The sequence below is a fragment of the Microbacterium sp. genome (genome assembly GCF_047607465.1).
Taxonomy (GTDB): Bacteria; Actinomycetota; Actinomycetes; order Actinomycetales; family Microbacteriaceae; genus Microbacterium.
The window spans coordinates 1-21,648 of the sequence record NZ_JASGCY010000040.1 but is presented as its reverse complement, the minus strand read 5'-3'; the positions used below and the strand labels follow the sequence as shown (position 1 = coordinate 21,648).

16 protein-coding genes are annotated in these 21,648 nt (G+C 67.4%); 1 reads left to right on the top strand and 15 read right to left on the bottom strand.

All coding sequences use genetic code 11. The features are described from left to right. Positions 1-175: 175 nt before the first annotated feature. From QM568_RS05155 to QM568_RS05110, 10 genes are all read right to left on the bottom strand, one after another. Positions 176-2,902: a glycosyl hydrolase 53 family protein gene (locus tag QM568_RS05155; RefSeq protein WP_415136508.1), complete on the bottom strand. Its 2,727-nt coding sequence runs from the start codon at positions 2,900-2,902 to the stop codon at positions 176-178. Positions 2,903-2,935: 33 nt separating this feature from the next. Next, positions 2,936-3,841 (bottom strand): sugar ABC transporter permease, encoded by a 906-nt coding sequence (locus QM568_RS05150; RefSeq protein ID WP_415136506.1) that lies wholly within the window; start codon positions 3,839-3,841, stop codon positions 2,936-2,938. Beyond that, positions 3,841-5,445 (bottom strand): ABC transporter permease subunit, encoded by a 1,605-nt coding sequence (locus tag QM568_RS05145; RefSeq protein ID WP_415136504.1) that lies wholly within the window; start codon positions 5,443-5,445, stop codon positions 3,841-3,843. Before QM568_RS05145 ends, QM568_RS05150 begins: the two co-directional genes overlap by 1 nt. Before the next feature lie 104 nt (positions 5,446-5,549). Then, on the bottom strand, positions 5,550-6,776 hold the full coding sequence (locus tag QM568_RS05140) for a sugar ABC transporter substrate-binding protein (protein ID WP_415136502.1): 1,227 nt from the start codon (positions 6,774-6,776) through the stop codon (positions 5,550-5,552). 83 nt (positions 6,777-6,859) lie between these two features. Beyond that, entirely contained in the window at positions 6,860-8,896 is a 2,037-nt protein-coding gene (locus tag QM568_RS05135; protein WP_415136500.1) for a beta-galactosidase, read from the bottom strand. Between the two features lie 69 nt (positions 8,897-8,965). Further along, the gene (locus QM568_RS05130; RefSeq protein ID WP_415136498.1) at positions 8,966-10,621 is read right to left on the bottom strand and encodes an arabinogalactan endo-beta-1,4-galactanase; all 1,656 of its coding nucleotides are present in this window, start codon (positions 10,619-10,621) and stop codon (positions 8,966-8,968) included. Positions 10,622-10,660: 39 nt separating this feature from the next. Beyond that, the gene (locus tag QM568_RS05125) at positions 10,661-11,782 is read right to left on the bottom strand and encodes an arabinogalactan endo-beta-1,4-galactanase (RefSeq protein WP_415136496.1); all 1,122 of its coding nucleotides are present in this window, start codon (positions 11,780-11,782) and stop codon (positions 10,661-10,663) included. Then, positions 11,779-12,615, bottom strand: a complete 837-nt coding sequence (locus tag QM568_RS05120) for a sugar ABC transporter permease (RefSeq protein ID WP_415136494.1) — start codon at positions 12,613-12,615, stop codon at positions 11,779-11,781. The genes QM568_RS05125 and QM568_RS05120 overlap by 4 nt, the downstream gene beginning before the upstream one ends. Further along, positions 12,608-13,954 carry a carbohydrate ABC transporter permease gene (locus QM568_RS05115; protein WP_415136492.1) on the bottom strand — a complete coding sequence of 449 codons (1,347 nt, stop codon included), beginning with the start codon at positions 13,952-13,954 and terminating at the stop codon, positions 12,608-12,610. Before QM568_RS05115 ends, QM568_RS05120 begins: the two co-directional genes overlap by 8 nt. 17 nt (positions 13,955-13,971) lie before the next feature. Beyond that, complete coding sequence (locus QM568_RS05110) at positions 13,972-15,150, bottom strand: extracellular solute-binding protein (protein ID WP_415136490.1); 1,179 nt, start codon at positions 15,148-15,150, stop codon at positions 13,972-13,974. Between the two features lie 331 nt (positions 15,151-15,481). Between QM568_RS05110 and QM568_RS05105 the strand changes: the two genes are divergently transcribed. Beyond that, positions 15,482-16,489, top strand: a complete 1,008-nt coding sequence (locus tag QM568_RS05105; protein WP_415136488.1) for a LacI family DNA-binding transcriptional regulator — start codon at positions 15,482-15,484, stop codon at positions 16,487-16,489. Between the two features lie 37 nt (positions 16,490-16,526). On the opposite strand, the gene QM568_RS05100 is transcribed toward QM568_RS05105, so the two are convergent. From QM568_RS05100 to QM568_RS05080, 5 genes are read right to left on the bottom strand one after another with little or no spacing between them, the layout of a single operon-like run. Continuing rightward, positions 16,527-17,495, bottom strand: coding sequence for a siderophore-interacting protein (locus QM568_RS05100; RefSeq protein WP_415136486.1), 969 nt, complete (start codon positions 17,493-17,495; stop codon positions 16,527-16,529). Further along, entirely contained in the window at positions 17,482-18,285 is an 804-nt protein-coding gene (locus QM568_RS05095; protein ID WP_415136484.1) for an ABC transporter ATP-binding protein, read from the bottom strand. Before QM568_RS05095 ends, QM568_RS05100 begins: the two co-directional genes overlap by 14 nt. Next, positions 18,282-19,349 (bottom strand): FecCD family ABC transporter permease, encoded by a 1,068-nt coding sequence (locus QM568_RS05090; RefSeq protein WP_415136482.1) that lies wholly within the window; start codon positions 19,347-19,349, stop codon positions 18,282-18,284. Before QM568_RS05090 ends, QM568_RS05095 begins: the two co-directional genes overlap by 4 nt. Next, positions 19,346-20,368: a FecCD family ABC transporter permease gene (locus QM568_RS05085; protein ID WP_415136481.1), complete on the bottom strand. Its 1,023-nt coding sequence runs from the start codon at positions 20,366-20,368 to the stop codon at positions 19,346-19,348. Before QM568_RS05085 ends, QM568_RS05090 begins: the two co-directional genes overlap by 4 nt. A gap of 59 nt (positions 20,369-20,427) precedes the next feature. Continuing rightward, positions 20,428-21,477, bottom strand: a complete 1,050-nt coding sequence (locus QM568_RS05080; RefSeq protein ID WP_415136479.1) for an iron-siderophore ABC transporter substrate-binding protein — start codon at positions 21,475-21,477, stop codon at positions 20,428-20,430. Positions 21,478-21,648: the final 171 nt, after the last annotated feature.

Genomic DNA, 21,648 nt, shown 5'->3' with positions numbered 1-21,648 from the left:
CGTCTCCCAGCCCTACCAGCTACGCGAGATCGACCTCAGCGTCGAGCAGTCGGAAAAACGCTGACCCATGCAGATCCGCGTGCAACACCACGACGTCGCGAACCTCGTCGCGAAAATGGCAATCGCCCTCCGCATCTGAGAATAACCCCACCGCGCCGACGCGAAGTCCCTCAGGTCAGCGGCGCACGACCACCGTGAGGGGCGCACTCGAGGTGACCCCGGCGGCGTTCGAGAACTCGATGCGATACGTGTGCGCGCCGACGGCACGGCCCGTCACCGGCACCGTCACCCGCTGCGCACCGGGAGTCGCCGCAGCCAGCTCGCCCGCGCGCAGCAGAACGCCGTCTTCGAACAGCCGGTAGCCGGTCGCGTTCATCCCCCACCACAGGTTCGCGGTCAGTGTGTACGACCCGTCGCCGTCGTAATTGTCTGCGGAGAGAACGGGCACCCCTGGGGCCGCATCCTTCACCACGACCGTCACCGGCTGCACCGCTGTCGCTCCGTGGGAGTTGACCAGCTCGCCCGTGTAGACGTACGTGCCGTTCTCCCTTGCGCTGATCGGGATGCGTGTGCTCTGCGCCGCCGTGCCCGCGAACGCCAGCGGAACCGAGGCGATGAGCTCGCCGTTCTCGAACACCCGGAGCTTCGTGGCGTTCTGCCCCCACCACAGGTTCAGGGTGACGGTGTAGTCGCCGTCGAGCAGTCCCGTGTCGTGGCCGTTGTCGTGCGAGAGGACACCGCGCGCAGGCGCAGCCGTGGCTGCGTCGTGCGGTACGAGCGCATCGAGCGCCTCCTCCAGTTGCGCGAGCGCCCCGGCGACGGCTGCGGTGCTCGGGCTGTCGGCGGCGAGGACGATGTCGGCCCGCGCGATCGCCGGTGCGAGCGCATCGGCTGTGCCCTCGACGTAACCGGAGGCATCGATCGCCGCCGCGGCGTCCCGTCGCGTTCGCAGCTCGGTCGTGTCGGCTCCGGCATCCGCCACCCGCACGAGCTCGAAGTCGTCGAGCGTGCCCCAGGCTCCAGCGGGAAGCGACCCCGTGACGGTGACGGTGAGCGTGCCGTCGTCGCCGACCTCGACCGGGGCGGTCGCCGGCGTCGACCACGCCCGCCAGCCGTCCAACCCGAACGCGACCGGCGCTGCGCCCGACAGCTCAAGGGTCACCGAGCCCGATGCGCCCTCGCCGTCGCCCTGCAGCACGCCACGGGCGATGTACGAACCCGCAGGCACACCGGTGACCGTCTGCGACAGGGTGAACGAGAAGTCCGCGTCGGAATAGAAGTGCGCCGAGTGCGTGCCGCTGTGCGGGTCGTCCCAGGCGCGCAGCCCCAGCGCCGATCCGTTGGCCACCCACATGCTCGTGTCCTCCTCCTCGAAACCGGGGTTGCGAAGCAGGTTGCGTGTCGAGACGGTGACGGTGGCGGATGCTGCGAGCCCCGCGCTCGTGGTGCCGGCCACCGTGTACGCGCCCGCAGACTCGATGTACTGCGCGGCATCCGACCAGGTCACGGCCTGCTGCTCGCTCGTGCCGTCGGTGTAGGTCACGGTGACCTCGGCGGGCAGCACGACGGCGTCGCCCTCAGTGACGGCCAGGGTCGCCGGCTGCACGGCCTCGACCTCGCGCGGGGCGATCGCCCCTGTGCGCACATAGGAGAAGATGTTCAGCGCGTCGGAAGCGGTGCCGTCGAAGGAGAACAGGGCCTGGTTGTCCCAGGCCGATCCGCCGTACCACTGCCCTGCGTCGTCGGGGTCGTACTCGCCCGCGAAGCTCGACGCCCAGCCCGAGCCGTCGCGCTCCCACAGCAGCTTGTTCTCGGCGAGCTGATCGGGCGAGCCCACGGGCAGCCAGGCCGGCTCCCAGTAGAAGACGCCGATGCCGGCCTCGCCCACGTCCGCCACGGCCTGCACGACCGCGCGCACGGCGTTCGCCTGCCCCTGCACGCTGACCGGGTACTGCGTCGCCTCCGACGGCAGGTCGATCACATTGCCGTGGCCGTCGCCGTCCTCCAGCGTGTACGCCCACGAGGTCTCGGCGACCATGACCTTCTTGCCGTAGGTGTCGGCAATCTGCGACAGCACCGAGGTGAGGTTCGCCGTCGTGCCGTGCCAGAAGGGGTAGTACGACGAGGCGAACACGTCGTAGTCGACGCCGTGGCTGTCGAGCTGGGCCGCGATGTTCGCGTAGTTGCCGGCGCGCTCCGGGTTCGTGAAGTGCAGAGCCACCAGGGTGTCCGGCGACTCGGCGCGCACGGCGGCCGCGCCGGCGGAGAACACCTTCGCCATGTCGTCCCAGCCGGTGACACCGGCGACGCCGTTGTTCGTCTCGTTGCCGACCTGCACCATCTTCAGGTCGACACCGGCCGCGACGAGGCGGCGCACCGCGTCACGCGTGAACGCGCCGACCGCGTCCGCCGTCTCGTCCGCAGTGAACCCCGCCCAGGCCTTGGGCGCCTTCTGCTTGGCGGGGTCGGCCCAGAAGTCGGAGTACTGGAAGTCGACGAGCACGCCGAGCCCGGCATCCGTCGCCCTCTCCGCGATCTCGATCGCGCGGTCCACGTCGACGTCGCCGCCGCCGTAGCCGTCGCCGTTCGCGTCGAAGGGGTCGTTCCAGACGCGCACGCGCACATCGGTCACCCCCGATTCGGCGAGGATCGCGAAGAGGTCGCCAGGGGTGCCGTCGGCGTGGCGGAAGACGACGCCGGAATCCTCGAGCGAGAGCACCGAGGACACGTCGACGCCCCCGATGAAGTCGTCGGGCAGGTTCTCGACGCGCGGAACCGTGATCGTGGCCGAGACGGCGCCGGACGGTGCGGCAAGAGCGGATGCCGGAGCGATGCCGATCACGGCGAGGGAGACGGCGACCGCAACGGCAGCTGAACGGAGGGGACGTGTGCGACGGTGCATGACGGCCTTTCGGGTGTGTGGAGAGCGGGCGGCTCAGCCCTTGACGGAGCCCTGGGTGAGTCCGCCGACGATGTACTTCTGCAGCGAGAAGAAGAGGGCGAGCACGGGGACGGCGGCGACGACGACCCCTGCGGCGAACAGCCCCCACCGTGAGGCGAGCTGGTTCGAGACCCACTGGTACATGCCGACGGCGAGCGTCCAGTTGTCCTCGCTGGTGAGGATGATCTTCGAGAGGATGAAGTCGCCGAAGGCGGCGAGGAACGACAGCAGCGCGACGACCGCGAGGATCGGCACCACGAGCGGCATGATCAGCCGCCAGAAGATCTGCGCGTGGGTGGCTCCGTCGATCTTGGCCGACTCGTCGATCTCGACCGGGATCGTGTTGAAGAAGCCGTACATGAGGAAGGTGTTCGCACCCAGCGCGCCGCCCAGGTACACGCAGATCAGCGCGATCTTCGAGTTGATGCCGAGCACGGGCACCACCTCGCCGATCGTCTGCAGCATGAGGAAGATCGCGATGAACGCGAGCGCCTGCGGGAACATCTGCAGCACGAGCAGGGTCGTCAGGCTTGCACGACGACCGGTGAAGCGGAAACGCGAGAACGCGTAGGCGCCGCAGGCGCCCATGAGCACCGAGCCGATCGCGGTGACACCGCCGATCAGCAGCGTGTTGCCGAACCACACCCAGTAGCGCGATTCACCGAGGGCGATGTAGTTCGCGGGGTCGATCACGGCGAAGATCGTGTTCGACGCCGCGAGGGTGCCGTTCGGGTTCAGCGACGCCGACAGGACGTACACGAGCGGGAAGGCGGCGAAGAACAGCACCCCGACCGCGAGGACGTACTTCCAGCCGACATCCGCCCACCAGCGGCGACGGCGGGCGCCTGATCGAGACGGCGAAGAAGCGGATGCCGTCACGACAGCTCTGGTCTCACTCATCACTGGTACTCCTCGAGTCTGCGGGTCTGGCGGAAGCTCAACGCCGAGATGACTCCGACGACGATGAAGGCGATGATCGACAGGGCGCTGGCGAGTCCGTAGTCCGAGGCGCCGCCCGAGACGCCTGAGACGTCGTAGATCGCCGAGACGAGGATGTCGGTGGACCCCAGCGCGTAGGGCGCGCCCTGGATCGCGGGGCCGCCGTTGTTGAACGTGTAGATCACGGTGAAGTTGTTGAACGCCACCGCGAAGGAGGAGATCAGCAGCGGAGCGGTCGACACGAGCAGCAGCGGCAACGAGATCGAGCGGAACCGCTGCCACTTGTTCGCCCCGTCGATCTCGGCGGCCTCGAGCGTCTCCCCCGGCAGCGACTGCAGGGCGCCGGTGCACACGAGGAACCAGTACGGGTAGCTCAGCCACACGTTGACGAAGATCACGGCGGCACGGGTCAGCCACGGGTCCCCGAGCCAGTTCACGTGCGCGCCGAAGAAGAGCAGGTCGTTGATGACGCCGAACTCGGCGTTGAACATGCCGCGGAACAGCAGCGCGGCCATGAAGGCGGGGAAGGCGTAGGGCAGGATGAACAGCGCGCGGAGCACCCTGCGCCCCTTCACCCGGGGATCGTTGTAGACGATCGCGAGTCCCAGGCCGACGGCGAAGCTCAGCACGACCGAGAGGATCGCGAAGGAGAAGGTCCACCCCGTCACGCTCAGCAGGGTGCCGGCGAGAGACGAGTCGGTGAACAGCGTCAGGAAGTTCGCGAAGCCGACGTTCACGGCCCAGCCCGTCGGCAGCGCTGAACCGTCTTCCGCGACGAAGGTGCCGCGCTCGGTGGCGGTGTAGACGGTGCCCGTTGTCGTGTCGGTGATGGTCTGCGCACCGGCATCCCACACCAGAGTGGGCTCGTACACCGCGCCCGTCGAGCCTTCGCGGGTACGGATGGAACCGTCGTTGGGGTCGTCGGAGACGGGCACGCGCAACTGCGTGATCTGCTCGCCGAGAGCCTTGTCGGTGAGCACGCTGGCCCGGGGGAGGACGGTCCATCCCGGCACGTCGCTGGGCGCGCCGGTCGAGCCGATCTCGGCGCCGGATGCCGCAGCGAGCGGCTGCGTGGCGGAACCCACCCGCACCTCACCGTCCTCATCGACGATCGCGAAGCCGAGCTCGCCGTCGCGCTCGACGACCGAAAGAGGGTAGTCCGGCGAGTCGTCGACACGCCGCTCTCCCTGGATGAGCGCGGCCTCCACGGCCTGCTCCTGCGTGCCGATATGGCCGGTGCCGTAGTTCGTGAAGGCGATGTAGGCGGTGTATCCGAAGATGAAGACCTGGAACACCAGGAGGAACACCAGGCCGGGCATCAGGTACTTCAGCGGCAGTGCGCGGCGCGTGAAATACACCCAGTCGGCGATCGCGACGAGCAGCACCACGACGCCGAGCACGATCCACGATCGGGCGCTCCACGCCGAGATCGCTGTCATGACGCCGAAGGCGTTCACGAGCGCCATCAGGGCGAGCTTGACGAGGAACCCCCCGCCGAGCCCGCGGAAGCTGCGGGCGTGGGATTCGCGGTGCGGTTTCGTCACCGGCGGTGCTGTTGTCGACATGTCTTTCCTGTCTGGTGGTGCGCCCTGTCGGAGCTCCCGGTTCCTGAGCGAGGCGTCCTTCGTCTCGCTGCGCTCGCTCAGGAACCGGGGTAAGGGCGTTCGGGTCAGCCCGCGAGGGCCTTCTCGAGGTCGGCGACCATGGTGTTCCACGTCGACACGGGGTCGGCGCCGTTGATGATCTGCGCCTGAGCGGCGTTCCACAGATCCCACACCGAGCCCATCTCGGGGATCGACGGCATCGGCACGCCGTTCTTCGCAGAAGCCACGAAGCCAGCGATGATCGGGTCGGAGGAGACCTCCTCGGCGAGCGTCTTCCACGCGGGGATGCGCGGGTCGGCCTCGTACAGGGCGCGCTGAGCGTCTTCGGTGCCGAGGTAGTTGGTCAGGAACTCCTGCGCGAGCAGCTCGTTCTCGCTCTTGCTCGAGAGGTAGAAGCCCTGCACGCCCACGAACGGCGCAGCGGGCTCGCCGCCGGCGGAGGGGATCGGGTTCACGGCGACGTTCACGCCTTCGAAGGCGCTGATCGCCCACGGGCCCTGGATCGTGTAGGGAGCCTTGCCCTCAGCGAACAGCTGGTTGTTGATGTCGTAGTCGATCGTCGTGGAGACGTAGCCGGTGCCGTTCTTGCCGTTGGCGCCGAGCCAGGTCGCGAACGCCTCGCCGGCCGCACCACCCATGCCGACCTCGTTCGTGTACGAGCCGGTCTCATCCTGCACGAACACCGGGGCGCCGAAGGAGGTCTGCAGGCCGTACATCGTGTAGCCGTCGCCGGTCTCGCCGTTGGTGTTGATGACGAACGGGCGCTCGGTGCCTGCGGCCAGGCCCTTCGCGATCATGTCGTCCCAGGTGGCGGGAGCGTCGGCGCCGACGAGGTCGACGTTCTGAATGAGCGCGATCGTCTCCAGCGAGTACGGCAGAGCGTAGAGCTGGCCGTCGTAGGTCATGGCATCCAGCGCCACCTGCTCGAACTCGCCCGCCTTGTCGCCGAGGTCGATCGTGTCGACGACGCCGGCGGCGACGAGAGCGCCCAGCCAGTCGTGGGCGCCCACGGTGATGTCGGGGCCCTCACCTGTCGGCACCTGGGCGATGAAGTCGTTGCGGAGGTCTTCGAAGTTCTTCTGCACCAGGGTGACCTTGGCGCCGGTCTCCTCCTCGAAGGCCTCAGCGGCGGCGGTGATCGCCTCCTCGCGCTCGGCATCCGTCCAGATGACGAGCTCGGGGGTGTCTCCCTGGGTGCTGGGCTCCTCCGTCTCGGTGGTGCCGGCGGAGCATCCCGCCAGGACGATTGCTGCGGTCAGCGCGAGTGCGCCGACTCCGATGTGCTTGCGCATGTGTTTCTCTTTCTCTCGGTGTCCGCCATGTCCGTTCGCGATCAACGCTTCGGGCGGGCGGAGGGTCTGGTGGTGCGTTGGATTCAATCGGTGGAGCGGATGACGGCGACGCCGCCGGCCGCGATGGTGAACGAGCCTTCGGCGGGTGTGCCGGAGAGCAGGTCGACGCCTTCCGCGGGGAGGGCGACGGCATCCTCTCGGTGGTTCACGGCGATCAGGTAGCGGGTCTCGCCTGCGCGGCGGGTGATGACCTCGAGCCCCTCAGGAAGGCCCGATGCCTCAAGCCCTGCATCGGCGTAGACCTCGCGGAACAGCGCCTTCATGCCGGCGCCGTCCAGTCGGGTGCCGACGTACCAGCCGGTGCCGGCGCCGTGCCGGTGACGGGTGATCGCGGGCTCTCCCTCACCCGGGCCGCCGGCGAAGTTGGCGATGACCTCGGCGCCCGAGAGCGCGATGTCCTCCTGCCAGATGTCGGTGACGACGCCCTCGTTGCCCTCCCAGTCGAGCCCATGGCTCTCGCCCTCGCGCAGCGGCAGGAACTCCTCGATCGTGAGGCCGAGCACGTCGCGCAGGGGGGCGGCGAATCCGTCGGCGTGCACGGCGTCGTTCTCGTCGACGATGCCCGAGAAGAAGGACACGAGCAGGGTGCCGCCGTTTTCGACGTAGGCGGTGAGGTTCGCGGCATCCGCCGCGGTGAGCAGGTACTGCGCGGGGACGATGACGAGCTTGTAGCGCGACAGATCATGGCCTGGCAGCGCGAAGTCGGCCGTGATCCCGTCGCGCCAGAGCTGCTCGTAGAAGCGGCGCACCTGCGCGGCGTGCGCGACGTCCTCCGAGGGGCGCCACTCGAGGTCCTGCGCCCAGAACGACTCGAAGTCCCAGAGCACGGCCACCTCGGCCTCGACCGTCGATCCCTGCACCTCGGCGAGGGCCTTCAGGTCGGCGCCGAGCTCGACGACCTCGCGGAACACGCGGGAGTCGCGGCCGGCATGCGGCAGCATCGCGGAGTGGAACTTCTCGGCCCCCGAGCGACCAGCTCGCCACTGGAAGAACAGGATGCCGTCGGCGCCGCGCCCGAGGTGCGTGAGCGAGTTGCGCTTCATCTCACCGCGGCGCTTGGCGATGTTGCGAGGCTGCCAGTTCACCGCCGAGGTGGAGTGCTCCATGAGGATCCACGGCTTGCCCCCGCCCACCGACCGGCTGAGGTCGGCCGCGATGGCGAGACCGATGTGGGCGTCCTCGTCGGCGGCCCACAGGTAGTGGTCGTCGGAGATGACGTCGACCTCGCGGCCCCACGCCCACAGGTCGGTCGTCCAGCTCTGGTTGGCCATGAAGTTCGTCGTGATCGGCTGCGCGGCGCGCGCGCGGATCGCGTCGCGCTCGGCGATGAAGCACTCGCGCAGCTGGTGGTCGGTGAAGCGCATGAAGTCGAGGCGCTGCGCGGGGTTCACCACGCTGGGCGCGATCGCAGGGGCGCCGACGTGCTCCCACGCGGTGTAGTGCTGGCCCCAGAACGCCGTGCCCCAGGCGGCGTTCAGCGCATCGAGGGTCCCGTACTTCTCCTGCAGCCAGTTGCGGAAGGCGGCGACGGATGCCGGGGAGTAGTCCTCTCCGACGGGAACGCCGTATTCGTTGTGAATGTGCCAGAGCACCACGGCAGGATGCTCGGCGTAACGGGAGGCGAGAGCATCCGCGATCCGCACGATCGCCTCGCGGTACGCAGGAGAGGAGTGCGAGACCATTCCCCGCGAGCCGAAGCCCATGACCCGGCCTTCGCGGTCGATGACCCGCGACTCGGGGTACTTGGCGAAGAACCACGCGGGCGGCGAGGCGGTGGGGGTGCCGAGGTCCACGCGGATGCCGTTCTCGTGCAGCAGATCGAGCAGCTCGTCGAGCCAGGCGAAATCGAACTCGCCCTCGGCCACCTCGATCAGGGCCCACGAGAAGATGCCGACGCTGACGAGGTTCACGCCAGCCTCGCGCATCAGGACGACGTCCTCGCGCCAGGTCTCGCGCGACCACTGCTCGGGGTTGTAGTCGCCGCCGTAGGCGATGCCCGCAAGGTCGGGCCAGGCGTTCGTCATCTCGTCACTCCAAAGTTCGTCGAGCAGTTCGCTCATATGTGCTGGGGTCGTGCGGGGCCGGTCTGTGAGACAAGACCGAGCCCGCACCTTGTGGGGTCTGTGCGTCTAGGGGCCGGTGCGGACGAGGCGGACGTCGTCGATGTTCAACCAGTTGCCGGCTTTCGCATTCGTGTAGACGCCGAACTCGAGGATCCCGCTCGTCACCTGAACGTCGATCGATACGCGTTTCCAGTCGGTCGCACTGACCGGGAAGGCGGCTTGCTTCTCGGTGCCGCCGTATCTCTTGGCATAGAGGTAGGCCGAGTTCTGCCCGCCGCTGTTGAGCACCCACGCCGACAGCCGATACGTGCCGGAAGGCAGAGAGGTCTTCGTCTGATACACGGATGCCGTGTACGCCGTCGCCTTCCAGAAGTTCAGCTTGTACGTGCCGACCACGGCAGGGCTCTGCGTGGAAACGGCGTCCTTATCGGCCGCGACCTGCGCCCACACTCCCCAGTTCGATGGGGTGCTCGTATAGCCATTGCTCTCAAAACCGCCGTTCTTGACCAGATTGGTCGGGGCGGTCTCACCGAACACGTCAAGAGTGTCCAGAGCCTCGCCGTTCCAGTCGAAGAGAGTCTGGTTGTCCCACGGGTTGGAGAGGATACCGGTGTCGCCGTTGTCGGTCTTTCCCGCCTCACTGCCCCAGTTCGCCCCCGGTACCGGGAGCCACGTGGGCTCCCACCAGATGAGGCCGCGACCGCGGTTGTTCGGCACCGCTTTGACGATGTCACGGAGGTCGCGCAGGAATGCCGTCTGACCCGCCACGGTCGCGGGATAGCCGCCTGCCGCCTCCTCGGTCGTGTAGAAGGAGTTGATGAGGCCGTCGCCGTCACCGAGAGTCCAGCCGTAGGCCGTCTCGACGATGAGGACGTCCTTGCCATAGCGCGCACTGAGGTCGTTGAGGTTGTATGCGAGCTGCCCCATCGTGCCATGCCAGAACGGGTAGTACGACAGAGCGATGATGTCGAACGGAACGTTCTTCGCCGTGACCCCATCGAACCACCACCGATACAGGGCGTTGTCTCCGCCCTGATCGAGGTGCAAGGCGATCTCGATCTTCTCGCCCGTCAGCTGCGCGTCCTTCACGCCTGTGATCCCCGCCGTGAGCAATCCCGCGAGCTGGGTGAAGTCCGAGACACCGTTGCCGATGCGACCGAAGTCCCACAGCACACCGGAGGAGATCTCGTTGCCCATCTGGACGATGTTCGGCACCACGCCGGCGGCGCGCATCTGGTCGATGACATCGTTCGTGTAGTCGTGCACCGCGGTCTTCAGCTGCGCGTAAGTCAGACCGCGCCAGGCCTTCGGAATCGTCTGGGTGCCCGGGTCCGCCCACCAATCGCTGAGGTGGAAGTCAAGCAGGATACCCATGCCCTCGGCCTTCGCGCGCTGCGCCATTGCGATGGTCGTGGCCAGGTCGTTCGTGCCGCCACCGTATGCCTGCCCCGAAGCGGTGTAGGGATCGACCCACAGACGCAGGCGCGCGAGGTTCATCCCGCTGTCGGCGAGGATCTCGACGGGATCGTCGGCGACCCCGTCCTTCTTGAACACTCCGCCGCGTGTCTCGATCTCATGCAACATGCCGAGATCCCCGCCCATGATGAAAGAGGTCTTGCTGTACGCGGCCTGCGCGGCCTGGGGCACAGTGAGCGGACTCGTCGCGATGACGAGACCGGTGATGAGCGCGCCGAGCGTGAGCAACGGTCGTTTGATCGTCATTGATCTACTTTCTGTCTTCGTTGGTGACGCATAGCGCTCTTACATTCGTCCGAGCGCATCGAGAGAGGCCAGCGCCCGCCCCTCGAAATCGAACAATCCCTGGTTGGCCCAGCCGTTGCCGGGCTCGGCGATGTCGTCGCCGTACTCCATGCCGGCACGGCTCGCCCAGGTGGTGCCGTCGACGGGCAACCATGCGGGCTCCCAGTACACGGCACCGAGACCCCGGCCGTCAGGGACCTGGGCGATGACCCTCCCTAGCTCCGTGAGGAACGCCGCCTGGCCCTCGACGCTCGCGTCGTAGCCGAACCGACGGGCTGCCTCTGCATCGAACATCGAGGTCGCACCGGGATTGTCGGGGCGATGAGCGTATGCCGTCTCGACGACGATCGCGTCCTTTCCGCAGGCGCGCGTGACCTTCGCCATGTTCGTCGCGAGGTCGTCGAAGGAGCCGTGCCAGAGCGGGTAGTACGACAATCCGACGGCGTCGAAGTCGACGTTCCTGTCCATGATCTCGCCGAACCAGCGCTCATAGAGATCGTCGGCGCCACCCGCGTCCAGGTGCAGGATCAACCGGCTGTCGGCGCTCGCCGCTCGCGCCGCGTCAGCGCCCGACTGCAGGAGCCGGCCGAGTGCGTCGAAACTCGCCCGCCACTGCGCATCCGACGCTGATGCGAAGCTGCGCGACTCGAGGTCGTACTTGGGGGTCTGCCCGTGGGGCCACAGCATCCCGTTCGTCGTCTCGTTCCCGATCTGCACCCACTCCGCCGCGCCCAGCTCTTCTCGAACCGTGGCGAGCACCTGTGCGGTGTGCGCGGCGACGGCATCCGCCACCTGCTCGAACGACAATCCGCGCCACGCCTTCGGCAGACTCTGCTTCTTCGGGTCGCACCAGAAGTCGCTGTAGTGCAGGTCGATCATGAGATCGAGCCCGGCCGCCCGCGCACGCCGTGCCAGAGAGAGGGTCGTGTCCAGGTCGTTGGTCCCGCCGAGGTAGGGCTCGCCCGCCTCCGAGTACGGATCGACCCACACCCGAAGCCGCGCGAGGTTGACGCCGTGTTCAGCGAGCACCTCGAACAGGTCGCGGCCGCCCTCGTAGCGGCCGCCGAGGGACTCGACCTCGGCGGTCATCGAGACATCTGCCCCGCGGATCTGCAGCGTCATCCCTTGTCCCCTCCCTGCGAGAGCCCGGAGACCAGGAATCTCTGCAGCAGCATGTACAGCAACGTGATGGGCACCGCGACGAGGATCGCCCCCGCCGCGAACGTGGTGAAGTCGTTGCGGGTCTGATCGGCGATCATGTCGAACAACCCGATCGCCACCGTGAAGTTCCCTGGGCTCGAGATGAGCAGCTTCGGGAGGATGAAGTCCATCCACGGCACCGCGAACTGGGTCACCGCGACGAACGTCAGCATCGGCCCCATGAGCGGCAGCAGGATGCGCGTGAAGATCTGCCACCGCGATGCGCCGTCGATCAGGGCGGCCTCGTCGAGACTCGGTGAGATCCCGTCGATGTAGCCCTTCAACAGCCAGATGTTGTACGGGATCGCTGCCGCGGCGTTCGCGATCACGAGCCCTGCCAGGCTGTCGAGCAGGCCGATGTTGAGGTAGAGGATGTAGATCGCGATCGCCGTCATGAACGTCGGGAAGATCTGCATCACCAGCATCGCCACCAGCCCGACTTTGCGTCCCGTGAAGCGCAACCGGGCGAACACGTACGCGGCAGCGGCGGACAGCAGCACGCTCAGCACCATGTTCGCCAGCGCGACGAACAGCGAGTTGAGGTACCAGCGCCCGAAGTCGGTCTCGCCGAGCAGGCGGATGTAGTTGTCGAAGGTCGGGTTCGCGGGGATCGCCGTCGCGTTCGCAAGCCCCTTGCCGCTGCCGAACGAGGAGCCGACGATCCACACCAGCGGGTAGATCACGACGACCGCGACGATCGCGAGCTCGATGTGGATGAGCACCCAGGCCGGGGTGATCCTTCTGCGCCTATGCATCCTGCAGCACCCTAGAACGGCGCAGGTTGAACACCGTGACGCTGCCGACGATGATGAAGATCACGATCGACATGACAGCGGCGATGTCGTAGAGGCCGTTGTCGAGCGTGAGCTTGTAGAGCCAGGTGATGAGCAGATCCGTCGAGCCCGCGTAGCGGTAGTCCGCCGCGGCGGGTCCGCCCTGCGTGAGGAAGTAGATCACCCCGAAGTTGTTGAAGTTGGCGACGAAGGCGAGCAGCACCAGCGGCGCGGTCGTGCGCCACACCAGCGGCAGGGTGATCTCCCGGAAGGACTGCAATGCGGATGCCCCATCGAGCGTCGCTGCCTCATAGAGGTTCGGGGAGATGTTCGTCAGCGCGCCGCTGATGAGGGCCATGAAGTAGGGGAACCCGAGCCATAGACTGACCGCGAGGGCAACGCCGCGCGCAAGCCACGGGTTAGTCGGGTCGGTGAGCCACATCACGCGCTCCTGGGTGATCCCCATGTCGAGCAGGAACTGGCTGATCGGCCCGAACTGGCCGTTGAACAGCGAGCGGAAGACCAGGGCCGAGATCATCGCGGGCACAGCCCACGGGAGGATGAAGATGCTGCGCCAGATCTTCGGATGCCGCACGTGACTGCTCTGCAGGATCGCAGCCTGCAGGAAGCCGAAGCCGTAGGTGGTCGCCGTGGCGAGCAGCGCCCACAGCACGGTCCACCCGAGCACACCGAAGAACGTCTGCCCCCAGGCTCCGGCACCGAGCAGGCGCGCGAAGTTGTCGAGCCCCACCCAGGAGACGAGATTCGTCGGAGGGAGGTTCTTCCGGCTGTAGTCGGTGAAGGCGATCAGGATGCCGAACACCACCGGCAACGCGGTGACGGCGAGCAGCAGCACCACGACGGGTGCGAGCACAGCCAGCGCGAACGCCGAGTCGGCGGAGCGGCGGGTGCGCGCGAGCGGTTCTTCGCGCAGCCGAAGCCTGGCGACAGCGATGGCATCGCGGATGCCCCAGACCCACCCAGCGGCGAGGCCCGCCAGGACGAACAGCACGATCACGCCGTTGATCATCAGCACGATCGAGTGGTCGCCCGCGCTGAGCCCGTCGACGGTCATCCGCCGCGGCTCGGTGCCGAGCGTCACGAGCCCCCAGATTCCCCGGACGAAGAAGCCGCCGTGGGTGCGCGGCGTGTAGCCGGAGAGCACCGCATAGTGTCCGGTGACGAGTTCGATCGTCACCGCTGCGGCAAAGGCAGCGGCGAGAGCTGCGGCTTTGACGGGCTGCCGGTTGAGGAGCTGTCCGAGTCCGGGAAGCAGCCCGGACAGCGCGCCCCGGATGACGGGGCGGTGTCGCCTCGTCATCCGGGGCGCGCTGGTGCTCACTTGGACAGGCCCGCGAGGTCGGCGAAGCCGCTCACGGCGGCAGCCTGAGCATCCGCCGGTGTCGCCGAACGGTCCCAGACGCTCGCGATGAGGTCGTTGCCGACCGTCCACTGCGCGTCGGTGATCGCCGAGACGAGGTCGGCCTGACGCGACTGGGCGAGGACTCCTGCGGCGTGGGCGTCGTCGGCGAGGCCGGGAACAGCGGCGATCGCATCCTCACCGAGTGCAGGGATGGCACCGGTCGTCGAGTACAGGGCCTCGGCGGCCTGCTCAGAGCTGAGGAAGTCGGCGAAGATGCGTGCAGCCGCCGGGTACTCGGTGTAACCGGAGACGACGCCGACGGCGAGACCGGCGAGAGTGGCAGCATCCGCGCCGCCCTCGACTGTCGGCAGGGTGGTGACCGAGTACTCGAAGCCGTTCTCGGTCGCGGCCTTGTCGAAGTCGCTGAAGGCCCACGGCCCGGTGATCACGTAGGGGGTCTCGCCCTTGACGAACTCCATCTCGATGGAGTCCCAGGTCGCGTCGGCGGCGTTCACGTCCCAGATGTCGCGCAGGCCGTCGTAGTACTCGAGCCCTGTGAGCAGGTCGTCCGACTCCAGTGCGGTGGCGAACTCGCTCTCGTCCTCTCCCATCGACCAGCCGAGCGAGGAGAGCACGGGGTAGGCGTAGTAGAGCTGGCCGGCGAGCCAGCGAACCGTCCAGCGGTTGGCCGCCGGGTCGTTGTAGGTCTTGGCGAGCTCCGCGATCTCCTCCCAGGTCGTTGCGGGCTCAGCCGAGCCAGTGAGCTTCTCGAGCAGCGTGGTGTTCGTGAACAGCGCGATCGACTCGGTTGACAGCGGCACGCCGTAGAGCTCGTCGTCCTTCGTGACGGCGCTCGCGAACTCCTCGCCGACCCGGTCGGTGATCGCGTCACGGTATTCGCCAAGGGGAGCCGCGACGCCGGAGTCGATCGCACGGGGCAGATCGGTGAAGTTCGTCGTGTAGACGTCTGCGCCCTTGCCGGCCTCGCCGTCGAGCTCCATCTTTCCGACGGCGTCGACCTTCGCGACCGTCGTCAGCTCTACCTTGACGTCGGGGTAGATCTCGTTGAACGCGGCGACGACGGCCTCACCGTATTCGGGGTACTCGACCCAGACCTTCAGCGGTTCCTCACCGGAGGCGATTTCCTCTTCCATCACATAGGACTGTGCGTCGGCATCCCATTCAATCCCTCCGCTCTCCTGCTCAGTCTCGGCAGCGGTGCAGCCTGCCGTCGACACAGCGAGCGCGAGCAACGCCGCTCCAGAAGCGAATCGAACCGTGTACTTCTTCATGTTGTCTCCCTCGACATCACGTGCATCGGGCACTCATGTACTGAGACCGATCCCAGCATGGTGTCCCGGCAACCGCTGGGACCGGTCTCAGTTCTACCCCATCGATCATCGGTTCGCAATCGCCGTTACCGAACTGAGACCGGTCCCAGATTTTTGATGCGAAAAGCCGATGCCCTCCAGTAGAGTCGCTCCGATGAGTGACGCCACACCGAAGCGCAAGCCGACGATCCGCCAGATCGCCGCGCTCTCCGGCGTCTCCCGCAGCACCGTCTCCCGCGTGATCAACGGCGGCCACTGGGTCTCCCCCGACGCGCGCAAGGCGGTGGAGGACGCGATCGCCGCCAGCGGTTACACCGCCAACCATCACGCCCGCAGCCTCGCCACTGGCCGGGCCGGCTCCCTCGCGTTCCTCCTCACCGAACCGCACCAGCTTCTCTTCGACGACCCCACCTTCGCACTGCTGCTGCGAGGCGCCGCCGAGGTGCTCTCCCAGCGATCCATGACCCTCGTGCTGCTCGTGGCGAGCACCCCGGCCGAACGTGCGAGCGTCTCGCAGTTCCTCGGCGCCGGCCACGTCGACGGGGTCATGCTGGTCTCCTCCCACGAGGCCGATCCGCTGCTGACGCAGCTGATCGAGTCCGGCATCCCCATCGTGAGCTGTGGCGTCCCGCTCGGACACGAGGGCGAGGTCTCGACGGTCTCCGTCGACGAGATCGTCTCGGCGCGATCGATGGTCGCCCACCTTTCGTCACGAGGGCACAAGCGCATCGGCATGATCGCCGGCCCCGACGACACCCCTGGCGGCCGGTATCGGCTGACGGGGTTCCGCGACGAGCTCGGCGGCTCGTTCGACCCGGCGCTGGTGGAGGTCGGCGACTACACGTTCGAGTCGGGCCAGGAGGCGATGACGCGGCTGCTCGAGCGCGACGTCGACGCGGTCTTCGCCGCGAACGATCGGATGGCGGCCGGCGCAATCGCCTCCATCCGGCGCGCAGGGCTGCGCGTGCCGGAGGACATCGCCGTCGCGGGCTTCGACGACTCCGGTCTCGCCGCCGCGCACGTGCCCCCGATCACCACGATGCGCCAGCCCTGGGATCAGATCAGCGCCCAGATGGTGTCCGTGCTGCTCGAGGTGATCGCCGGCGCCGAGCCGCGCTCCGTGGTGCTCGACACCGAGCTCGTCGTGCGCGAGAGCGCGTAGAGCTTCGGCCCACCGGTGTGACCGACTGCCGAGCCACTCAGCCGCGCATAGCGACGCCGCGGCGCCAGTAGCCCATGAAGGCGACCTGCGCGCGGTCGACGCCGAGGTCCTTCACCAGATGCCGGCGCAGCGTCGTCACGACGCCGCTCTCACCCGCGATCCAGAAGTACCTGTCGCCTCTCTCGGCGACCGGGGCGATCTCCTCGCCGAGGCCGGAGTAATCCGGAGTCTCCCAGAGCAGGTCCTCGCCGTCGATGTCGAGCACCTCGACCGAGGCCGGCTCGTCGCCGAGACAGGCGAGCACGGCCGGGATCAGCGCAGACCCGTGCTGCTCGCCGCCGCGGCGCGGCAGCCAGTTCACCTCGACCCCGGAGGGCGCGTCGATGTCGAGAAGATCGGATGCCGTCGGCACCTCGATGAACGCCTGACCCCGCAGATCGCGGGGAGCATCCTCGAGGATCCGCGCAATGGCAGGTGCCGCCGTCTCATCACCCGCGAGCAGAACTGAGCGGGCAGCACCCGGGGCATACTCCGCGCCGCCGTGCTCTGCGGCTGGAATCCCCCTGCGAGGCCCCACCATGAACACCGGCTGGCCGACCTCGGCCGTGCTCGCCCAGCTCGACGCCGGGCCGGTCAGGCCTGGCTCCAAGTGCAGCACGAAATCCACAACGACCTCGGTGCCGGCCTCCGTCACCCGAAGCTCACGCACCGAGTACGTGCGCATCGACCCGCGCTGCGCCTCAGGCGCGGCCAGGTATGAGCCCCACCAATCGTCGGCGTCGCGGTCGATCGGCGGGATCGCATACGGCTCCGGGGGGAAGATGATCTTGATGCGCGCGTCAAAAACGTCGCCGGGCGTGCCGAAGTCGCCGAGAGTGTCGATGCCGGCATCCGCACTTGCGAAGGTGATGCGCACAAAACTCGGCGACACGCGCTCGACAGCGCGCACCTGGGTGAGCGCAAGTGCGTACGTGGGGCGCGCCTTGGTCGAACTAGCTGCGGACATGATGCCTCCCGATTGGCGCGACCAGCGGTGTTCCAGAGACCGGATCGATCGTGACTTGGTTCGCGAGACCGAAGACCTCTTGGACGAGCCCGGCGGTGACGATGTCGCTGGGCGCACCGGCCGCATGCACACGTCCGTCCTTCATGGCGACGAGCTCATCGGCATAGCGCGCCGCGAGGTTGAGGTCGTGCAGCACCATCACGATCGTGGTGCCACGGGTGACGCGAAGATCGGTGAGCAGGTCGAGCACCTCGACCTGATGCGCGACATCGAGAAAGGTCGTCGGCTCGTCGAGCAGCAAGATGTCGGTCTCTTGCGCCAGAGCCATCGCGATCCACACCCGCTGGCGCTGCCCGCCGGACAGTTCATCGACGCTGCGGTCGGCGAGATCCGAGGTCCCGGTGACCGACAGTGCGTCGGCAACGACCTCATAGTCGTGCGCCGACCAGCGCGAGAGCATTTTCTGATGCGGATGCCGGCCCCTCCCAACCAGGTCCGCAACTGCAATGCCCTCCGGTGCTATCGGCGACTGCGGCAGCAGACCGAGGATGCGAGCGACCTCTTTCGTCGGGCGCGTGTGCACGGATTTGCCGTCGAGGACGATCTGCCCGGCTGTCGGCGACAGCAGTCGCGCCAGCGAACGAAGCAGCGTCGACTTGCCGCATCCGTTCGCCCCGACGATCGCGGTGATCTTGCCTGGCGCGACCTGCAGATCAAGGCCGTCGATGATGGTGCGATCGCCGTAGGCCAGGGTCACGGCCTCGGCGGTCAGAGTGTGGGCCTCGGTCACAGGGAGCCTCCTGAGCGGTTTGTGCGGATGAGCAGGTAGATGAGATAGGGCGCGCCGAGCACTCCGGTGATGACACCGACCGGGTATCGCTCGCCGAAGGCGAACTGTCCGATCAGGTCGCCGCCGACCACGAGGATCGCCCCGACGAAGGCGCTCGGCAACAATAGGTTCGCCCCGGGGCCGGTGAGGCGAGCAGCAATGGGACCCGACATGAACGCGACGAAGGCGATCGGCCCAGTCGCCGATGTCGCGAAGGCAAGCAGAGTGACGGCACCGAGGATGAAGAGAAGGCGCGTCGGAGTCACGCGGATGCCGAGACCAGCCGCGGAGTCGTCGCCGAGCTGCATCGCCCCCAACGCCTTGCCGTGCAGCAGCATCAGCGGCACGATGACTGCCGCGGCGATCGCCAGCGGAACGAGACGCTCCCAGGAGGCGTTGTTGAGGCTGCCGGTGAGCCACTGCATCGCCGTCTGGATGTCCCACTGGGCTGCGCGCGACAGCACATAGGAAATCACGCTGTGCAGCATCGCCGCAATGCCGATGCCGATGAGGATCAGCCGCGTTCCGGCGAATCCACCCTTGATCGACAACAGGTACACGGCTCCTGCCGTGAGAAGGGCACCGGCAAGAGCGAGCGCCGACACCATCGTGCCGTCCAGCGACAGCACGACGATACCGATCACGGCGGCCGCCCCCGCACCGTCGGCGATGCCGATGATGTCGGGGGAGGCGAGGGGGTTGCGCAACAGGGTCTGGAAACTGACCCCGGCAATACCGAATGCCGCTCCGGCGAGCACGGCGAGCACATAGCGCGGCAGGCGCAGCTCGCCAACGGTGAACGAGGCGCCAGGCACGGTCTCGCCGAGGATGACGCGGATCACCTCGTCCGGGCCGTAGAACGTATTTCCCACCATGAGCGCGATCGAGAACAGGACGAAGACGAGGATGCCGAGAAGGATGCTCGTGCGTGCGTGTCGGCGGTGTCGGGCACGCCGCCCGGCGACGATGGCGGCCGTGCGGTCGTCGAGGGGTGCGGCGCCTCGGGCGGTGTTGATGGCGCTCACAGTTCACGCACCTTCTGGCGGCGGACGATCCAGATGAACAACGGTGCCCCGATGATGGCCGTGATGATGCCGACCTGGATCTCCTCAGACGAGGGGGCGATCACCCGTCCGATGATGTCGCTTGCGAGCAAGAGAGCGGAGCCGGTGACTGCCGAGAACGGCAGCAGCCACCGATGATCGGTGCCCACCAGCATCCGACACGCGTGCGGGACGATGAGTCCGATGAAGCCGATCGGGCCCGCGAGCGCTGTGGCGGATCCTGCGAGGATCACAGCCCCAAGGGCCGACACCAGGCGCGTGCGGAACACGTGCTCGCCGAGACCTGCAGCCATGTCGTCGCCGAGCGCAAGCGAGTTCATGCCGCGCGCGCTCGCGACGCAGATGAGCGCCCCGACGGCGAGCACGGGGGCGGCGATCGCGATGCGCGGCCATTCAGCCCCGCCGACGCCGCCGACCTGCCAAGACTGGAAGGACATCAGCATGTCGACCCGAGGGAGCATGATCGCGCTGATGAGCGAGGCGAACGCCGCCGAAGTGGCGGCCCCGGCGAGGGCGAGCTTGAGGGGTGTCGCGCCGCCTCTGCCGAGCGAGCCGACGGTGTACACGAAAGTCGCCGCAATTGCAGCGCCGATGATGGCGAGCGCCATCTGCCCGTAAGGGTTCGTCAGCCCGAAGAAGGCGAGGCCGCACACCACAGCAAGCGCGGCACCATTGGAGACGCCGAGGATGCCGGGGTCGGCGACCGGGTTGCGGGTGACCGCCTGCATCGCGGCACCGGAGATCGCCAGCGCAGCCCCGATCAGCACAGCGAGCAGGGTGCGAGGGATGCGTTTGACGATAGCGGCCTGACCGATGGTGTCATCGTGACCGCCGAGCGCCGCAAGAATGTCGGCGACGCCAACGGCGCGCACGCCGAAAGACACCGATAGCGCGCTGAGCATGAGGACCACCGCAACGCCGGCGAGCAGCCAGAGGATGCGCACCGACGCCGGGCGTCGCAGGTCTGCGACGCCCGGCATTCCGCTAACCGCGGAGGTGACGGTGGGACTCACGATGCGATCGCTGCGCGGCCTCGCTGTCAGTTCGCTTCGAGCGGAGCGGCCAACACGGCGAGGTAGTCGTCAAGACCCCAGCCGATCGACAGCGGAGAGGGGTTCGCGGATGCCGCGAGGGGACCCTGGCCGAGGGTGGCGATGCGCCCTTCGGCGATAGCCGGAATCTTAGAGAGCAGCGGATCAGCCTGCAGGATCGGGATGATCGACTCGTCACCGTATACGACGAAGAGGTCGACGTCCTCGAACTTGTCTGCCTCCTCCGAACTGACCGACTGATAGAACTCGGTGCTGTCGGCGCTCTCCTCGACGATCGACGGGAACGGCAGACCGAGGTTGTCGTGCAGGTAACCGGGGCGCGTGTCGATCGCGTTGTAGAAGCCGATCTGGCTGAGGTCGGACGCGTCGATGTACGAGAAGAGCGGCTTGGTGTCCTTCAGCACACTGTGCTCCTCGAGCGCAGCATCCGCTTCTGCCTGCAATTCTTCGATGAGCTCTGCACCAGAGGTGGACAGGCCGATGGCCTTGGAGTTCAGTCGGATCATGTCGTCGATCGAGGTGCCCCACTCGACCTCCGGGTAGGCGATAACGGGCGCGATCTTGGAGAGCGTGTCGTAGTCCTCCTGGCTGAGGCCGGAGTATGCGGCGAGGATCACATCGGGCTTGGTGTCGGCGACGGCCTCGAAGTCGATGCTGTCGGTCTCGTCGAACAGAACGGGCGTCTCGGCGCCGAGCTCGTCGAGCTTGTCCGAGACCCAGGGCAGCAAGCCGTCGCCGTCGTCGTCACCCCAGGTGACCTCGGGCATGCCGACCGGCACGATTCCGAGAGCGAGCGGGACCTCCTGGTTGGACCAGGCGACCGTGGCGATGCGCTCGGGCTGCTTCTCGATCGTCGTCTCGCCGTAGACGTGCGAGATTGTGACGGGGAAGGTGCCGTCAGGGACGACAGCGGAGTTGTCAGATGCTGCGGCGTCGTCGGTTGTGGTGTCGCTGCCGTCGGTCGAGGTCGCGCAGGCGGAGAGGCTCAGGGCGAGCGCAGCGGCGGCGCCGAGCGCGAGGACACGGGAGATACGCATGGTAATCCCTTCGGTGTGGTGGGGGGGTGTCAATGGTGCTGCTGTCCGCACCAGGCTTCGGTAAGCCTCACCTAAGCTACCACACTTACTTTTAGCCTCCCCTAACTCCCCGCCCCAGCCCCAGCCCCCCGCGGTTCCGGTCGCAAACCTGGTCCGATTTCTCGGAGAAAT